Genomic DNA, 18417 nt, shown 5'->3' with positions numbered 1-18417 from the left:
GTCTAAATTTTTTATTAGATTTGTTTAAATGAATACTTTAGCCGAGGAAAACTACTTAAAAGCTATCTATCATCTTGCTGTAAATGATGGAAATGCAAGTACAAATCAAATCGCATCCTCGCTAAATACCAAAGCATCTTCGGTTACCGACATGCTGAAAAAGCTTGCCGATAAATCGCTCATCAACTATATTCCGTACCAGGGCGTAAGCCTCACTCCTTCCGGCGAGAAAATAGCGATAGGCATTATTCGAAAACACCGATTATGGGAGTATTTTTTGGTTGAGAAACTCAATTTTAAGTGGGACCAAGTGCATGACCTTGCCGAAGAAATGGAACATATCTCGTCGGAAGAACTGATTGACCGTCTTGACAAATTTATGGGCTACCCCAAACATGACCCTCATGGCGACCCGATACCGGATTGTCATGGCCGTTTTGACACACACGAGCTAAAACCGGTTTCGGCGGTAACCGTTAACGAAGGCGGTACTATTTCCGGCGTGCGTGACCATAGTTCATCCTTTTTACAATATCTCGATAAAAAACAGCTTACCATCGGCTGCAAAATAATGATCACTGATATTATTGAATATGACCATTCGGTAGTGGTACAAACCGGCAATAAAGAAGTACACATCAGCCGGGAGGCAGCCAACAACATCCTTATAGCCCTATGAACAACAATACAACTAACGAATCTTTAGGCAACGTACACGGATCTGTCACTACCGAAAATAAAACCGGGTGGCGCAAGCTCATGGCTTTTTTAGGCCCGGCTTACCTGGTGAGTGTTGGCTATATGGATCCGGGAAACTGGGCTACAGATATTGCCGGTGGCAGTGCTTTTGGCTATAAGCTGATCTGGGTACTATTTGTATCAAACATGATTGCCCTGCTCCTGCAATCACTGGCGGCCCGGTTAGGGATAGTACGCGGGCTCGATCTTGCTCAGGCTTCTAAAAATGCCTATCCGCGTTTCGTAAACTTCTGGTTGTACATATTAGCCCAAATAGCTATCGTAGCGTGTGACCTTGCCGAAATTATTGGTATGGCTATCGGCTTAAAGCTACTGTTTCATCTGCCATTGATCTGGGGTGTATCGCTTACTATCACCGATACCGTGCTGATGCTCTACCTGATGAACAAAGGGATGCGCAAACTCGAAGGGTTTATCATTTCGATGATCTTTATAGTAGGACTTTCATTTCTGGTAGAGATGTTTATCGTTAAGCCCGATGTAATAGAGGTGGCAAAAGGTTTTATCCCGGGTAACTTATTTAAAGGCGATAAAATAAGCCAGCAAATGCTTTACATAGCTATTGGAATTATTGGAGCAACCGTAATGCCTCATAACCTGTACCTGCATTCATCGCTGGTACAAACCCGGCAAATAACCCGTACAGAGGAGGGTTTCAAGGCTGCAATTAAATTTAACCTTTTTGATACGGTTATAGCCCTTAACCTGGCATTTTTTGTAAATGCAGCAATCCTGATATTAGCAGCAAGTGCATTTTTCAGGAATGGCTACTTTGAAGTAGCTGAAATTCAGGATGCATTTAAATTACTGGAACATATTTTTGGGGCCATTGCGCCTACACTGTTTGCCATAGCCCTGATAGCCTCTGGTCAAAGCTCAACCATTACCGGCACACTTGCCGGCCAAATCATTATGGAAGGGCACATTAACCTGCGGATCGAACCCTGGTTACGCCGATTGCTTACCCGTGTACTGGCTATTGTACCCGCTGTATTCACTATACTTTATTACGGGGAAGAAGGATTAGGAAAGCTCCTGATCTTAAGCCAGGTTGTATTAAGTCTGCAACTGGGTTTTGCGGTGATCCCGCTTATCCATTTCACATCCGACAGGAAAAGAATGGGCAAGTTTGCTATCAATTTCCAAACAAGGGCCTTGGCCTGGGCAAGCGCCGTGTTAATTGTTGCGTTGAATGCTAAACTGGTATACGAACAAATTGGTGATTGGGTAAACGGCACATCATCACCGGTTTGGATCTATGCTATAGTAGTTCCGATTGTTATAGGAATTGGAGTGTTACTAATCTATGTTTTTATACGTCCGCTACTGTTTAAACATTATGACCGGCCTGCTTTTGTACCACATGGTATAGCGAATGCCATCACTGAGCTGGATGCCATAACTTACAGCCACATCGCCGTAACAATTGACTTTTCAAAAAATGACACCGAATGCCTTCGCCATGCCATTATGCAGGGTGGTAAAAAGGCAGGCTATACATTGATACATGTTGTTGAAACTGCCGGCGCCCGTTACTACGGCGGCGAGGTAATGGATAACGAAACCCAGATTGACTTTGATAATCTTGACAAATACGTATGCACCTTAAAAAATCTTGGTTATAGTGCGCAAGGTCAGATTGGCTACGGCAACCCTGCCAGCGCCATTGCCGAAATTGTGAAAGATGAAAATGTTGATTTTATTGTAATGGGATCGCACGGTCATAAAGCGCTGAAAGACCTTATATTTGGCACCACCGTAAATTCTGTAAGACATATGGTTAACGTGCCGGTACTGGTGGTAAAGCCACAATCAAACTAATTTTGTAAGTTTGCGGTTTGATAATTATGAGCCAGGATAACATCTATATAAAAAATAAAAAAGCTTACTTTGAATACCATATACTTGATAAATACGTGGCCGGCATACAACTGCTGGGTACCGAAATCAAATCAATAAGGCAAGGAAAAGCTAATATCAACGACGCATTTTGTACTTTCATCAATAATCAGTTATATGTACGCAATCTGCATATTTCTGAATACTCATTTGGCTCGTTCTATAACCACGAGGCCAAACGCGACCGTATCTTACTGTTAAACAAAAAAGAACTCAAAAAGCTCCAAACCCGTGGCGAAGAACGTGGATTAACCATAGTTCCGCTGGCACTATTTATCAGCGAACGAGGCTTTGCCAAACTTGAAATTGGCCTTGCCCAGGGTAAAAAGACATATGACAAACGCGAAACAATGAAGGAACGCGATACCAAAATTGAACTGGACAGGGTGATGAAGAGATAGCCCCCCAGCCCCCTAAAGGGGGAGCTTTTGATTGGCATACTTAGTAATAAGGCCCGGGGTTAGAAATCCGGGCCTTATTATTAACTAAATATCTGATTAATTGTATCAAGAACTCCCCCTTTAGGGGGCCGGGGGGCCTACCACGCCTTATCCCCTACCAAAGGCACAAACCTGAAGGTATCCAGCACAATTTTCTCATAGTCATTTTCGCCTACTTTTAAAATTGTAACCATCTTTTGGGTGTCTTCATCCCCAACCGGGATAACCAGGATTCCGCCTATGTTTAATTGTTTTAACAGTACTTCGGGCACAGTTGGTGCGCCGGCTGTTACAATAATTTTATCGTAAGGAGCGTATTCAGATATACCGATTGAACCATCGCCAAGAAAAAAGTGGGCATTATAACCCATTTCGTTGGGCAATACATATTTGGTGCGGTGATAGAGTTTTTCCTGGCGCTCGATAGTATAAACGGTTGCCCCAAGTTCGAGCAGGATACAGGTTTGATAACCCGAGCCCGTTCCTATTTCAAGTACCTTATCTCCCTTTCGGATATGCAGCAGTTCTGTTTGATAAGCCACAGTATATGGCTGCGAGATAGTTTGCCCCTCGCCTATCGGGAACGCAATATCCCTGTAAGCCTGGTTCCAAAAAGTTTCATCAAAAAAGCAATGACGTTTCACCGTGCCAATAGCCTCTAAAACGTGTTCGTCGCCAATTCCCTTTTTTCTTAAAACATCAACCAATCTTTTGCGGGCGCCTTGTTCGCGGTAATTATCGATATACTTGTAAGCCATTTTCAAAGGCAAAGTTAATACGAATTTTCACAGAATTTGCGCTACAAACGTGATTTGAGGCGCGCAGCTATTTATATGCTTCATTAGTAAAAATTTAAAATTCAATTTTCAAACGGCGTTCTCCCAAAACAAGCAACGCCGGGCAATTTGCCCGGCGTTGCTTGTTTTATGTAATAAAGAGTTTATACTTCTCTGCTGCTATCCCATTTCTCTAAGTAATCAGCCACACGCCGTACAAAGGAGCCTCCTAAGGCACCATCTACAACGCGATGGTCATATGACAGTGAAAGAAACATCATGTGGCGTATAGCGATCATATCGCCTTCTTTAGTTTCAATTACCGCCGGCTTTTTCTTGATAGCGCCTACGGCTAAAATAGCCACCTGTGGTTGATTAATAATAGGCGTTCCCATTACGTTGCCAAACGAGCCAACGTTGGTAATAGTAAACGTACCTTCTTTTACATCATCGGGCTGCAGCTTGCCGTTACGTGCACGGTTTGCCAGGTCGTTAACTGCCTTTGTTAAGCCAACAAGGTTAAGCTCATCGGCCTTTTTAATTACCGGTACAATCAGGTTACCGTTTGGCAAAGCCGTAGCCATGCTGATATTAATTGCGGCTTTTTTAATGATCTGAGTACCGTTAACCGATACATTGATCATCGGGAAATCCTTAATAGCTTTCGCTACCGCTTCAATAAATATAGGCGTAAAGGTTATTTTTTCACCCTCACGTTTTTCAAAGCTATTCTTTATTTTTTCACGCCACAATACAAGATTGGTAACATCGGCCTCCACAAATGAGGTAACATGAGGCGATGTTTGTTTGCTCATTACCATATGGTCGGCAATCAAGCGGCGCATCCTGTCCATTTCTATGATCTCGTCGGCACCCGATAGCGAAGCGGCAACAGCAGGTTGTTGCTCAACAGGCGCCGCTTTGGGCACCTCGACTTTTGCAGGCTCGGCCGTAGCAGGAACCGCCGGTTGAGGTATAGGATCAGGCATTTGCACAGGGGCTTTTGCCTGCTCTGCAACAGGAACGGGATCTGCCTTTTTAACAGACTCGGCAACTTTTACCGGTTCGGTGTATTGAGCGTTAACCGGCTCAAATGACGACTGTCCATTTTGGGCAGCCGACGAAGTTTTTGCCTGCAGATAATTTAGCAGGTCATCTTTGGTAAGGCGGCCTTCTGAACCGGTGCCGGGGATGCTATCAAGTTCATCAATACTGATACCTTCCTGTGTGGCGATATTTCTTACAAGCGGCGAATAAAAACGTCCTTCAGATTTAAATGCAGGAACAACAGGTGAGCTTTTTTGCCCAAGCTGATCAATACCAGGGATACCTGATAAATTTTCGGGTTGAATTTCGTTCAGCTCAGGTTCAGGAGTTTTTTCAACTTCTTTAAACGGAACAGTTTCGTGATAAGTTGAGTCTGCTATTTTCAGTTCTTCGGCAGGTTGAGGCACAGCTTCTGGCTGGGCAATTACCAGGGCAGTTTCAGGTTCATCAGTTTCGATGATAGCTATAACCGCACCAACCTGTACAACATCATTTTCTTTATACAGTTGTTCAACTAACTTACCTGCTACAGGCGAAGGCACATCAGAGTCGACTTTATCGGTAGCGATTTCCATCACCGCGTCGTCGGCATTTACCTTATCACCTGGATTTTTAACCCATTTGATAACGGTTGCCTCAGCAACACTCTCCCCCATTTTTGGCAATAACAGTTGGTATTTGGCCATACAGTAGAATATAGTTTAACTCCAAAATTAGCTATTTAAATCTTTACTTTTTAATTTGAGTAAGCAAAGTATTCAACATTGACAGCGCCATTACAGCACTTCGTTCAATGTTTTGCCGGCGTTTACTGCCAAATGTGTGTTTTTTTATTAATGATTTCTCTTTTGCTGCAACTGCAATCCACACAGTACCAACGGGTTTATCCTCTGTTCCACCACCCGGACCGGCTACACCTGTAATAGCAACAGCTAAATCCGACTTAAAATTTAACAGTGCACCTTCCACCATTTCCTTTACGGTTTCTTCGCTAACGGCTCCGTGTTGCCACAAAGTTTCGTTTTTCACGCCCAAAATACTTTCCTTTAACTCATATGAGTAGGATACGGCTCCACCTAAAAATACATGCGATGAACCCGGATGCTGCGTAAACAAATGCGACAGATAACCGCCGGTACAACTTTCAGCTACTGATAAAGTAAGGCCGTGTGCTTCCATCCTGTCAAGTATAGCCTTTTCAAGCGGGATATCCTGGTCAATTACAAAAGGCGAACCTATGCGCTCAATCAATTTGGTGGCAAATGCATCAACTTCTTTTTGTAAAGCAGCTTCGTCATTACCAAAAGCACTTAAACGTAAACGCACCTGGCCTAATTTGGGCAGGTAGGCCAGTTTAATATGTGGTGGCAAATCATTTTCAATATCCGCAATGCGCTCAGCCAAAAATGATTCACCCTCGCCAACGGTTAGCAGTGTTTTATGTATAATTGAAGGGAGCTTTAAAGTAGCCTTAATTTTAGGCAGCACCTGATCTTCCATCATATACATCATCTCAAAAGGCACACCCGGCATTGACACGTAGATAACGCCGTTGTGATTAAACCACATACCCGGAGCAGTTCCATTTTCATTAAGCACAACCTCGCAATTAGCCGGAACAAGCGCCTGCTGCTTGTTAACTTCAAGTAACGGGCGGTTATATTTGGCAAAAATACGTTCAACATTGGCAAGGGCCTCTCGGTTTTCAACAAGCTCTACGCCAAAATATTCGGCTAATGTTTTTTTGGTAATATCATCTTTGGTGGGGCCAAGGCCGCCTGTAATAAAAATAACATTGGCCCTGTTAGCAGCCTCGGCCAATGCTTTCAGGATATGGTCCTTATCATCACTTATTGATGAAATCTGTTTTACCCTTACACCTATCTTATTAAGTTCGGTTGCCATCCAGGCCGAGTTGGTATCAACAATTTGTCCGATAAGTATCTCGTCGCCAATGGTAATTATTTCTGCCAGCATTATTATATTAATAAAAAGATGATTGTGGGTTGTAATCGCTTTTCTTGCTCAGTTTCAAATCCTGCAGGATAGACGCCTTCACCTTTAAAGTTACGTTATACATTTTATATACCCCAAAAGGAATCCACTGAAAGGCCAAATCCCAGCAATGCAAATCGCGATATATCGAAAACGAGGTTGCACTGGCAAATTTGGCAGCTTTAATATCATAAGTGGTAGTATACTGGATCTTCCACTTTTGCGTGAGGTTCACATCACCTGAAACCTGCAGTGTATTGCTGGTTGTTTTGGTGTTTAAATAATTTTGATAGCTGAAACTATAGTTAAGCGAGATATTCCACGGCACGTTAAAATCCACATAGGCGTTAGGATCGCTGTTTACCAGGGCCAATCGTTGAGTTTGGGTTGGGTTCATGGTGGCAATGGTATTCAAAGCTGCATTACCCGGCTTTGCCTTGGTTGAATTTAAACTTCCTCCCATGGAGATGTTTAAACCCGTTAAAGTTGGGAATTTACCATCCTGCCAGGTATATCTGTTCACATAACGGGCGGTTTTTACGATCTGATTATTGGCGATAGAATCACTTACTACAGTCTCATAAGGATGAAATACTCCCGAAAAGCTGATGCTTAGTTTTTGATTAAAAATAGCGGTGTGGCCAGAAAAGGAAATATCCGATAATTTCATCGAATCTGCCGCGAAGTTATAAAAGGTTGAGAACGACAGGCCCTGCAAAATGGTAATTTTTCGGTCGGTACCGGATGTATCCGTACTTTTCGCCTTTACCTTGGCCTCTATTGTGTTATCTACCGAAAAGTTTAAGCCTGCCTGCTTACCCGCCGACGGGCCGCCGTAAACACCATTCTGAAAAATAGAATATTTTTGATAAGTATAGGGATAAGGCACTGTAGCTGTACTTACAGCTGTTTTGTAATAACCGAAGCTCGGATCACTAAAATCGGGACGGTAGCTGAAACTTATTGAAGGTGTAGCCACGTGCCTGATAGCTTTCAGATTGCCATGTTTAAAGTTGATGGTACCGTATAATTTGGTTGATAAACCAGTGCTTATGCTATACTCACCGGCACGTTTAAAACCGGGTATAGTATCAACGATCAACTGATTTGAGCCGGCGATGCTTCCTCTTTCAAACCGTTCGTTAATGCTTTGAAAATACCAGCGTTCGGTATAGTTTACGCTATTATTAAACTGAAAGTATTTTAACACATTCAGGCCCAAACTAACCGGGATGGTATGCTGAAAACCATTTTGCAAACGCTTTGATAAAGTTTCGCTCTTGAACAATTGACTTTCAGGAATATCGCTCAACTTATTGGTTCCAACCAAATTGTAGCTCACAGTAATTTTCTGATACCATTTTTGCTCGCCCACCCTATTTTTCGAATCGAAGGGATTTATTGACGACATACCGAAAGCAATGGTTGGCAACTCAATATTTACCGTTTTACGGGCTATATCTTGGCTATGCGAAATACCTATACTTAAGTTAAAAGGTGTACCTGCCCAGGTTTTGCCATAGGCAATACTTGAACGTAAACTACTTTGAGCAATTGAGTTAACATTATAATTACTCGCCGATGGTGTATTGCGGAAGAAGCCCGAGGTACCAGCATCAACCGAAGCACTGAAAGTTGAGCCAGGATTGGCATTGGCATCCTGCACATGCGACCAGTAGATGTGGGCATCCTTAGTAGCCGGATCTCCTTCCAGGCCATAATTATGTGAGCCAAAGCTTAGCGTAACGTTACCGGTATATTTATAGCGCTTGAGGTAACGTGCGGTGCTGCTTAATTCATATGAGCCTTTTGAATAGATAGAACCCGTTGTGGTTAAATCAACATAATCACTTATACCTATATAATATCCAAGGCCTTTCAGATAAAAACCGAGGGTATTGTCCTCACCAAAAGTTGGTAAAATAACACCTGATGTCCTGGTATCAGGCTTAGGAAAAAAGCCGAAGGGTATACCCAATGGTAATGGCACCCCTTCAATTTCAAGATAAGCAGGCCCGGATATGATACGCTTCTTTTCGCCTATACCGCGTGTTATTACTATACCGAAATGCGTATCAGGGTATGGCAAATCGCAGGTACTGAAAATTACGTTACGGTAGGCAACCTCATCATCATTAAGTTTTTTTGCCTGCCCGCCCGAAATAAAGTTACCTTCCTGCTCGGACGCCGGGTTATAGATCTTCACCTTTTTTGTTTGATAATTAAAAATAAGTGAATCGGACGCTACCGGCTTATCCGTTTTTTGCTTCATGATAGGCCTACGGATATATTGGTGCGTACGCGGATCAATGCTTCCCCTTGCGAATATGAGGTGATTTTTATCGTCAACCCTGATGTAATCTGCATCAAGTTCAAAATCTTCATAAGTTACCCGGGCCTTCCCGTAAAAATAAGTAACCTGATGATCCCTGTCTGAGTGTGTTGAATCCTCGGCAGTTGCCTTTACTTCTGATTGTAAACCACCTTTATTTTTTTTTGTGGTATCATTTGCAGGTAAAGAATTTACCGGTTTACCGTTTCGAAGTGGTGTAATTGAACCCGATTTTTTACCTTTAAGAAGTTTCTTATCACGAAGCGAATCAAGTTTGATAATAGTATCAGTTAATGGCCTCCGGCCATAGCTGTTATTTAAAACAGTACCTGCGTTAGCAAACCCATTTACTATTAATATAATTGCAAGCAGAAAAAAAAAGGTTATGGATTTCAAAATTGATTATGAATAGTATTTTTGCAGATATAGTTAACAGCGTTCAAAAATAATGAAAAATAAGGCATTGAAAAGATTGATTTATAGTTTGTGGGTATTGCTGGTTCTCCTTTCATTTTTTCCATTTAAATCGTACAGCTCAATTTCAACCAATACACTTCGTATTCAAAACGATACTGTTATAAACAACAGCGGCTTTAAGATCAAGACCATTATCATCGACCCGGGACATGGTGGCAAGCCATCAGCTTCTACAGGTCATTATTCGCATGGTGCATCGGGTTCTTATTCGTCAGAAAGGAATGTAACGCTGGCTATTGGCTTTAAATTGCAGGCCGCTATAGAAAAAGAATTAACCGGTGTAAAGGCGGTAATGACCAGAACCACCGAAGATGATGTTTCTTTTGAACGCAGAGCCGAGATTGCCAATGAAAACAAGGGGCAGCTATTCATTTCACTGCACTGTAACTCATTATCAGACAGAACCATTCGCGAAAAAGTTGGCACCAAACGCCATAAAGCAGTGTACCGTACAGTTAGGGTTCCGGACAGATCGGGCAAAGGCGTACTGATTTTGGTTTACGGTTTACACCGTACCCGTGAAGAGGAAAGTGCTATCCAGAAAAATCAGGTTGGCGAAGAATCAGAACTTGACGGCGGCGCATTGGACCCGAACGACCCCATGACCATTATTTTAACAAACGAGTACAAAAGAAAATTCAGGCAGCAAAGTATTAAACTTGCAACCCTTATTAACGGTGAATTTACAGATACCGACGGAAGGCGCAGCGAAGGCATCAGGGAACAGGGCATTTACGTACTTTGCCATAGCGCAATGCCATCTGTATTGGTTGAAACAGGCTATATCAACAATCCCGACGACGAAAAATACCTTAATTCGGAAGAGGGGCAGAATGAGATCGTTGCTTCAATTATCCGTGCTTTAACAAGCTATAAAAAAGAGATGGAACAGGTTTCGCAATAATTATCAAAGGCTAACTGTTACCTTCTGCTCAAATAAAACGTACATTATAAAACATATAAGCTCAATTTCAGGTTTATAACCTTAAACACAATTAACGCATAAACTCTACTTAATGAAAATCTCTAACGAAACCAAAATTGGTGCACTCACGGCCATTGCAATTACTATACTCATATTAGGTTACAGTTATTTACGCGGTAATGATATTTTTTCAGGATCCAACAAATATTACGCTATTTATAACAGTGTTGAAGGATTAACCGTTTCAAAACCCGTACTGGTAAACGGCTTCCAGATAGGCCGCATCTCTAAAATGCAGCTTCAACCAGACGGGCGTACCGTGGTTGAATTTAAAATTGAACCAGATGTAGTTGTACCAAAAAACACGCTTGCCAAGCTGGAAAGTACCGATTTATTAGGGAGCAAAGCCATTGTTTTTGAGTTAGGTAACAGCAACGTACCTGCCGAAGATAAGGACACACTTAAGGCCGACATTCAGGGCAGTCTTGCCGAAAGCCTGCAGCCCATCCAAAAAAAGGCCGAAATGCTGATCACCAAGCTCGACTCATCTTTAACTGCGGTTAACAAGATCCTGAACCCTAACTTTCAGAAAAATATTGACCGTAGCTTTATGAGCATTGCCAACTCGTTGCAAACCCTTGAAGGAACTACAAAGAAAATAGATCGCCTTGTTGGTTCACAAAGCAGCCATATCGATGCCATACTTGGCAATGCCGAAGTTGTATCAGGCAACCTGAAAACAAGTACAGCACACCTTAATGGCATGACCGCTAATTTTGAAAAAGTAAGTAACGATGTTGCTGCCGCTAACCTGAAGCAAACACTTGATAACGCCAACAAAGCAATGGCCGATTTACAGGCTACTATCGCTAAGATCAACGCAGGCCAGGGTTCTTTAGGCTTGTTGCTTAATGACGATAAGATGTACAAAAACCTTACAGATGCATCAAACAACCTCAATAACCTGTTTATTGATCTGAAAGCACATCCAAAACGTTATGTAAGCTTCTCTGTATTCGGCGGTAAAAAAGATTAATAAGCGCTAAAAGCAGAATGCTTAAAGCCTAAAAGCTGATAGCATACAGCAAAATAAGCTTTCAGCTTTAAATAACTATTCTATAAAAAAGGTTTTCCCCTCAATTGCAAGTTCAGTTGAGGGGAAAATTATTTTAGCCTCTTCCAATAACTCGTTCAGGGTTTTATAGCGGGCCGAAAAATGGCCAATCAGCAGTTTTTTTGCGTTTGTTTTCAGGGCTATCTCTCCGGCCTGTAATGCCGTAGTATGATGGGTTATAACAGCCCTGTCAAGCATATCATTTAAAAATGTAGCTTCATGGTAAAGTAGTGTTGCATTAGCTATTTGAGCAAAATAGCTTTCATTATACATCGTATCTGAACAATACGCATAAGTTTTAGGTTCGGCAGAATCGGTGGTCAGTTCCTCATTTTTATACACATTGCCTTTTTCGTCGGTATAATCCCCGCCTTTCTTCAATATTGAATAGTAAGCTACAGAAATATCAAGGTTTTCAATTTTCTCCTTAATAAGCTTACGGAGCCTTTTCTTCTCCTTAAACAAAAAACCGGTACAGGCAATGCGATGATCAAGCGGTATGGTTTCAACAACAACGTCATTATTGCTAACCACAATCTCACGCTGCTCTGCATTAGTAAATACGTATTCAAGCGGAAACTGCAGCTCGGTATCTGAGTATTTTAATTGCAGATCAATTATTTCTTTTAAAGGTGCCGGGCATACCAGTTTAAGCGGCTTTTTACGCCCATTGAGATGCATGGATGATAATAAACCAACCAAGCCTAAATAATGATCGCCGTGAAGATGACTGATTAAAATATGATCAATGCGGCTGGCTTTGATATCAAAGCGGAGCATTTGCTGCTGCGTGCCTTCGCCGCAGTCTATTAAATACAGGCGCTCATTGATATTGAGCACCTGTGAAGTGGGGTTTCTGTTAAAGATCGGAGTTGCAGAACTGCTGCCAAGGATTGTTACCTCAAATTTCATAATAGGTAAACAATCAAATGGTTTATCTTACTTCTTTTTTTAACTCTTTTTCAATCTCTTCCATAAAAATATGATCGACACCTTCTTCGGCAGTTGGAACAATGGTTAATACATTATCCAGCTGTGATATGGTTACCAAACGGGCAACCGCATCATTTAAACCCGCCAGAATGAAGGAACCTGCAGCATTTTTACACAAGCGGTGACCAACCAACAAACTGCTTAAGCCCGAAGAATCGGCATATTTCACCTGCGACAAGTCGAGAATAATGTTGCGCTGGCCCTCTGTATTGATCAATATCAATTCAGACTTTAACTGAGGCGTTACTATTGAATTTAATTTTGACTCATTAAGCTTCAATAATATATATTTCTCATGTTTATCTACAGTAAATTTCATTCTTATTAAATTTAATAAGCTAAGATAAATATTTTATGGATATTTTAAAATTACATAACACTCAAGGCGTTATTAATTGCTGTTTCAACGCGGGTTAGCACACTGCCTTCAGCAGGTTTCACAAACGGTTCGCCGATAATTTTCTCATAAAGCTCAATGTAACGCTCTGAAATTGAATTAACAATCTCTTCGGTCATAATAGGTACAACCTGCCCGTCTTTACCCTGGAATCCGTTTTCGATAAGCCACTTGCGCACAAATTCTTTAGAAAGCTGCTTTTGCGCCTCCCCTTTTTGCTGACGCTCTTCGTAGCCTTCTTTATAAAAATACCTTGATGAATCTGGCGTATGAATTTCATCAATCAGGTAGATCTGCCCGTCAACCTTGCCAAATTCATATTTGGTGTCAACCAATATCAAACCTTGTTTAGCAGCAATTTCGGTACCACGTTTAAATAGTGCCTGGGTGTAAGCTTCAAGTTTTACATAATCCTCTTCAGATACGATACCTCTTGCCAGGATCTCTTCGCGTGAAATATCTTCATCGTGCCCTACCGATGCTTTAGTGGTTGGCGTAATGATAGGCTCCGGTAGTATGTCATTCTCTTTTAAACCTTCGGGTAAAGCTACGCCACATACATGGTGCCTGCCAGCTGCATACTCGCGTGCGGCATGACCTGCAAGGTAACCACGGATCACCATCTCTACCTTAAATGGCTCGCAAATACGGCCAATGGTAACGCTCGGGTCCGGAACCGAAATAACCCAGTTAGGAACAATATCGGCTGTAGCTTCTAAAAAGCGGGCCGCTATCTGGTTAAGCACCTGTCCTTTAAAAGGAATAGCTTCAGGCAATACAACATCAAAGGCCGAAATACGGTCGGTAACAACCATGGCCAGGAATTTATTTTCTATCGTATAAACATCGCGTACTTTCCCTTTATAAAATGACGTTTGTCCCGGAAAGTTGAAATGTGTTTCTTTTATTGAGTTCATGTTAAGAATAAAGAATATAGAGTCAAGAATCAAGACAGAAACATACTTCCTGCATCTTGCTTCCTGACTCTTGTATCTGTTTTTTTACTGTATATCCCCGTAGGCTTCTAATATGCGTTTAACCAGTTTGTGCCTTACTACGTCTTCACCGCTCAGGTAAACTATTTCAATGCCTTTAATATCTGTCAGGATCCTTAAAGCGGTATGTAAACCTGATTGTTGTTTTTTGGGTAAATCTATCTGTGTTACGTCGCCGGTTACGATGAATTTAGCTGATGGCCCCATGCGGGTAAGGAACATCTTAAGCTGCATGTCGGTGGCGTTCTGGGCTTCGTCCAAAATAACGAAACAGTTATCAAGGGTACGGCCGCGCATGAAAGCAAGCGGTGCAATCTCAATGGTGCGATTCTCGAGGTAAACCTTCAGCTTTTCTGCCGGGATCATATCATCAAGCGCATCATATAAAGGCCTCAGGTACGGATCGATCTTTTCTTTAAGGTCGCCGGGTAAAAAACCAAGGTTTTCCCCTGCTTCAACAGCCGGGCGGGTTAATATGATGCGTTTAATCTCCTTGTTTTTTAGCGCCCTTACAGCTAAAGCCACAGCAGTATAAGTTTTACCGGTACCGGCAGGCCCAATGGCAAACAGGATATCGCTTTTGTTGATACTATCAACCATGCGGCGCTGATTGGTGGTACGCGCCCTAACCATTATACCGTTAGGCCCAAATACAATTACCTCACCGCTTGCAAATTTATCGGCAGCAGCAGGCTCAGCTGTAGTTGTGTTGTTGCTATTTCTTGAACCAAGAATCCGCTCAAGGTCGGTTATGTTGAGGTTTTCAAATTTCTCAACATGATTTATCAGGTGGGTAAATTTTTCCTGGAAAATATTCAGTTCATTATCATCGCCCAAAACCTTCACTTCACTGCCGCGCGCAACTATTTTAAGCTTGGGGTATTGTTTCTTAATGATCTCAAAATGATCATTATTTGGGCCCCACAGTACTGCAGGGTTTACGTTTTCAATTGATAGCTTAAGTTCGTTCAATACTAATTGATTTTTTAGTTACAGATTTTTATGAATTAAAAATTGAATATTTGTAGCTTCAAATGCTACTACAAGATTAGCAATAAATATTTATAAAATTAATGGCAATTATAACATTAACTACTGATTTAGGCGATAAAGATATTTACCAGGCTGCGTTAAAAGGCAGTATCTACAAATTGTTGCCTACAGTAAATATTGTTGATATAACCCACAACGTTGCCGCCTTTAATGTACAGCAGGCTGCCTTTATACTAAAAAACAGCTTTCATTATTTCCCCGACGATACCGTACACCTTATTGGTATTGATACCGTTTATAATGACCACACCAAATACCTTGCTGTCCGCTACAAAAAGCATTATTTTGTAGGAGCAGATAATGGCATTTTTTCATTGATGTTTGATGAAGCTCCAGAAGAACTTGTTGAGATCAATATTATGCAGGACCTCAAATTTCTGCATTTCCCGTTGGCAGATATTTTTGTTAAAACGGCCTGCCATTTGGCCAAAGGCGGTAAGCTGGATGAAATAGGACTACCGGTGAACGAGATCGAAAACAAAATGAACTTGCAGCCTGTTATCGAAAAAAACCTGATCAAAGGCGTGGTGATCTATATCGATTCGTTCCAGAACGTGATAACCAATATCACTAAAGAGTTTTTTAACAGCGTACAGCAAGGCCGGCGTTTTGTGCTCAACTTTAAGCGTAACGAAACCATCAACCATTTAAGCTGGCATTACAATGAAGTACCTGTTGGCGAAAAGCTTTGTTTATTCGGCATTAGCGACCATTTGGAAATAGCCATCAACAAGGGCAACGCAAGCGGCTTGCTGGGGTTAAACCTGAATGATAAAGTGATCATTGAATTTCAATAAGGAATTTTATAGATGAGAAAAACTGTCCTGCTTCTTTTACTCTGTTTAGCAACATCCCTTGGGGCATTTGCTCAGGGTTCCGTTAATCCCGACTCGGTGGCGTATCAGCTTCAACGGCAAAAAATAAACAATATGCTTACCGCCCGTAAGCAAAAATTCGGGCAGTATGAAACAAGCCTGGGGCAGCACACCGGTATTTTCGGATTTCAAACCAAAGATGATATTCGCCGTTCGGCAGGCATATTGATGGATATTGCCAAAACAGATGATGCTATTTTTAAAGAGCTTAAAATACTGCTGGAGTACCGCGACTTTCAACAAAAGCAAATCCAAAGTCACAGCAAAGAAGCCGAAACCACCGCAGCGGGTTATATGCAGGTAATAACACACTTACAACAGCAAAATGCCCGGCTTAAACAGCAAGTAAGGAGTACAGAAGACCACTACAATACCAAACAAAATATTTTCGTTGCGGCAATAGTTCTCATGAGCGCGTCAATTTTATTGCTTATGTTCCGAAAAAACCGGGTTAAAGCGTAAATTCGCGGCTTATAACATTCAAACCCATACATGGCAAGAGGACGACTGAACAGTGGCAGCAAGGCCGAAGCAGAATTACCTAAAGCAAAAATAAACCGGAGTAGCCTGCGTAACGTAGCAAAACTCCTTACTTACCTTAAACCTTACCGTTGGAAATTTATAGCAGGATTGGTATTTCTTTTTCTGTCGAGCCTTGTAGGCTTGGCATTTCCAGCAATCTTAGGCGCATTAATTGATGCAGCACAAGGCATTTACAAATACAAATATCTGCCGCATGGCTTAAATGCCATAGCCATAATGGGTTTTATCATATTATTCGCCCAGGCTTTTGTTTCGTTCTTCAGGGTGGTTTGGTTTGTGCAGGTAGCCGAAAAGTCACTGGCCGATATCAGGCGCAATACTTATTTTAAGCTCATTACCTTACCCATGAACTTCTTCGCCAACCGTCGCGTTGGTGAACTGAACAGCCGTATTTCTGCCGATCTTTCCCAAATTCAGGATACACTGACCACCACTTTTGCCGAAATGATCCGCCAGTTGGTGATCATGGTGGGCAGCACTACTCTGCTGGCTATCGTATCAATAAAACTCACCCTTGCGCTGTTAGCTATATTGCCATTCCTGGTAGCATTTGCTGTGTTCTTCGGAAGGTATATCCGTAAGCTATCCCGCGAGGCTCAGGACAAATTAGCCGAGTCTAATACCATAGTTGAAGAAACATTGCAAGGAATTGCCAATGTAAAAGCGTTTGTTAACGAAGCTTACGAAGCCAACCGGTACGACAAAATATTACGCAAAGTGGTGAACATTGCCGTTCGCGGTGCAAAATTCAGGGGCACATTTGCTTCGTTTATCGTATTTTGCTTGTTCGGTACCTTTGTAGGTGTAATCTGGTACGGATCGGTATTGGTAGCCAATCATGAAATATATGTTGGCGACCTTACTACTTTTATCATGTACTCGATATTTGTAGGCGCCGCTATGGGTAGCTTCCCCGATTTGTACGCCAATTTGCAAAAAGCGGTTGGCGCCAGCGAACGGGTACTGGAAATCCTTCACGAACAGGGCGAAGACATTTCGATTATTGAAAGCGAAAACGGCATCAAACAGCCAATTAAAGGAGATCTTGCTTTTGATAATGTAGTATTTGCTTATCCGTCACGCCAGGAAATAACCGTATTAAAAGGCATTTCATTTAATGCCGATGCCGGCCAGCGTGTTGCTATTGTGGGGCCAAGCGGTTCCGGTAAATCTACCATGGCATCGCTGATATTGCAGTTTTATCATCCGCAAAGTGGCAGCATTTTATTTGATGGCAAATCAGCAGACAATTATTCCCTTACCGATATCCGTAACCAGGTAGCCATCGTTCCGCAGGATGTATTGCTATTTGGCGGTACTATTATGGAGAATATTGCCTACGGTCGTTTAAACGCCTCAAAAGAAGATATCATCCAGGCCGCCAAACGCGCTAATGCCCATCAGTTCATTTCGTCATTCCCCGAAGGTTATGAAACCGTTGTTGGCGAACGGGGCGTAAAACTATCTGGCGGTCAGCGCCAGCGTATTGCCATTGCGAGGGCGCTGCTTAAGAACCCTTCAATATTGATACTTGACGAAGCTACATCATCGTTAGACTCTGAGTCGGAACGCCTTGTACAGGAAGCGCTGGAAGAATTGATGAAAAACAGGACTTCTATCATTATAGCTCACCGCCTCTCAACTATTCGCGAAGCCGATAAAATAGTGGTGCTTGAAAAAGGCAACATTGTTGAAAGCGGCAGCCACATGGAGCTTATTGGTAACGAACAGGGCCTTTACCGCTACCTAAGCCAATTACAGTTTGAAAGTAGCCAGGCTTAGCAAACACTTCTTAAA

16 protein-coding genes are annotated in these 18417 nt (G+C 42.1%); 8 read left to right on the top strand and 8 right to left on the bottom strand.

Annotation, left to right across the window (positions count from 1 at the left end; translation table 11 throughout):
• Positions 1-28 precede the first annotated feature (28 nt).
• Genes BMX50_RS16775 through smpB form a run of 3 tightly spaced genes read left to right on the top strand, consistent with a single transcriptional unit; the run spans position 29 to position 3059 of the window.
• Positions 29-679 carry a metal-dependent transcriptional regulator gene (locus BMX50_RS16775; protein ID WP_091211678.1) on the top strand — a complete coding sequence of 217 codons (651 nt, stop codon included), beginning with the start codon at positions 29-31 and terminating at the stop codon, positions 677-679.
• Positions 676-2580 (top strand): Nramp family divalent metal transporter, encoded by a 1905-nt coding sequence (locus BMX50_RS16770; RefSeq protein ID WP_091211677.1) that lies wholly within the window; start codon positions 676-678, stop codon positions 2578-2580. The genes BMX50_RS16775 and BMX50_RS16770 overlap by 4 nt, the downstream gene beginning before the upstream one ends.
• Positions 2581-2606: 26 nt before the next feature.
• Positions 2607-3059 carry an SsrA-binding protein SmpB gene (smpB, locus tag BMX50_RS16765; protein WP_090527145.1) on the top strand — a complete coding sequence of 151 codons (453 nt, stop codon included), beginning with the start codon at positions 2607-2609 and terminating at the stop codon, positions 3057-3059.
• 137 nt (positions 3060-3196) lie between these two features.
• Here the strand turns inward: smpB and BMX50_RS16760 are convergent, their stop codons facing one another.
• From BMX50_RS16760 to BMX50_RS16745, 4 genes are all read right to left on the bottom strand, one after another.
• Positions 3197-3856, bottom strand: a complete 660-nt coding sequence (locus BMX50_RS16760) for a protein-L-isoaspartate(D-aspartate) O-methyltransferase (RefSeq protein WP_091211676.1) — start codon at positions 3854-3856, stop codon at positions 3197-3199.
• 182 nt (positions 3857-4038) lie between these two features.
• Complete coding sequence (locus BMX50_RS16755) at positions 4039-5607, bottom strand: dihydrolipoamide acetyltransferase family protein (RefSeq protein ID WP_091211675.1); 1569 nt, start codon at positions 5605-5607, stop codon at positions 4039-4041.
• 43 nt (positions 5608-5650) lie between these two features.
• Positions 5651-6898 (bottom strand): competence/damage-inducible protein A, encoded by a 1248-nt coding sequence (locus BMX50_RS16750; protein WP_091211674.1) that lies wholly within the window; start codon positions 6896-6898, stop codon positions 5651-5653.
• A gap of 7 nt (positions 6899-6905) precedes the next feature.
• Positions 6906-9644, bottom strand: a complete 2739-nt coding sequence (locus tag BMX50_RS16745; RefSeq protein ID WP_091211673.1) for a putative LPS assembly protein LptD — start codon at positions 9642-9644, stop codon at positions 6906-6908.
• 52 nt (positions 9645-9696) lie between these two features.
• On the opposite strand from BMX50_RS16745, the gene BMX50_RS16740 reads away from it, so the two are divergent.
• Both BMX50_RS16740 and BMX50_RS16735 read left to right on the top strand, forming a co-directional pair.
• Positions 9697-10629, top strand: coding sequence for an N-acetylmuramoyl-L-alanine amidase family protein (locus BMX50_RS16740; RefSeq protein ID WP_091211672.1), 933 nt, complete (start codon positions 9697-9699; stop codon positions 10627-10629).
• A 112-nt stretch (positions 10630-10741) separates the two neighbouring features.
• Positions 10742-11686, top strand: a complete 945-nt coding sequence (locus BMX50_RS16735; RefSeq protein WP_091211671.1) for an MlaD family protein — start codon at positions 10742-10744, stop codon at positions 11684-11686.
• Positions 11687-11761: 75 nt separating this feature from the next.
• On the opposite strand, the gene BMX50_RS16730 is transcribed toward BMX50_RS16735, so the two are convergent.
• The 4 genes from BMX50_RS16730 to BMX50_RS16715 all read right to left on the bottom strand — a co-directional run bounded on the left by BMX50_RS16730 (position 11762) and on the right by BMX50_RS16715 (position 15121).
• Entirely contained in the window at positions 11762-12676 is a 915-nt protein-coding gene (locus BMX50_RS16730) for a ribonuclease Z (RefSeq protein ID WP_091211670.1), read from the bottom strand.
• 22 nt (positions 12677-12698) lie between these two features.
• Entirely contained in the window at positions 12699-13076 is a 378-nt protein-coding gene (locus tag BMX50_RS16725; protein ID WP_091211669.1) for an STAS domain-containing protein, read from the bottom strand.
• 50 nt (positions 13077-13126) lie between these two features.
• The gene (locus BMX50_RS16720; protein WP_091211668.1) at positions 13127-14071 is read right to left on the bottom strand and encodes a phosphoribosylaminoimidazolesuccinocarboxamide synthase; all 945 of its coding nucleotides are present in this window, start codon (positions 14069-14071) and stop codon (positions 13127-13129) included.
• Positions 14072-14155: 84 nt separating this feature from the next.
• Positions 14156-15121 carry a PhoH family protein gene (locus tag BMX50_RS16715; RefSeq protein WP_091211667.1) on the bottom strand — a complete coding sequence of 322 codons (966 nt, stop codon included), beginning with the start codon at positions 15119-15121 and terminating at the stop codon, positions 14156-14158.
• A gap of 101 nt (positions 15122-15222) precedes the next feature.
• Between BMX50_RS16715 and BMX50_RS16710 the strand changes: the two genes are divergently transcribed.
• From BMX50_RS16710 to BMX50_RS16700, 3 genes are read left to right on the top strand one after another with little or no spacing between them, the layout of a single operon-like run.
• Positions 15223-15999: an SAM hydrolase/SAM-dependent halogenase family protein gene (locus tag BMX50_RS16710; protein ID WP_091211666.1), complete on the top strand. Its 777-nt coding sequence runs from the start codon at positions 15223-15225 to the stop codon at positions 15997-15999.
• Between the two features lie 12 nt (positions 16000-16011).
• Positions 16012-16539, top strand: a complete 528-nt coding sequence (locus BMX50_RS16705; protein ID WP_244281013.1) for a hypothetical protein — start codon at positions 16012-16014, stop codon at positions 16537-16539.
• Between the two features lie 30 nt (positions 16540-16569).
• Positions 16570-18402: an ABC transporter ATP-binding protein gene (locus tag BMX50_RS16700; RefSeq protein WP_091211665.1), complete on the top strand. Its 1833-nt coding sequence runs from the start codon at positions 16570-16572 to the stop codon at positions 18400-18402.
• Positions 18403-18417 lie beyond the last annotated feature (15 nt).

Origin of the sequence: Mucilaginibacter gossypiicola (genome assembly GCF_900110105.1) — a bacterium.
GTDB lineage: Bacteria > Bacteroidota > Bacteroidia > Sphingobacteriales > Sphingobacteriaceae > Mucilaginibacter > Mucilaginibacter gossypiicola.
Note: the sequence above shows the minus strand (reverse complement) of the source record. Positions and strands in the feature narration are given on the sequence as shown.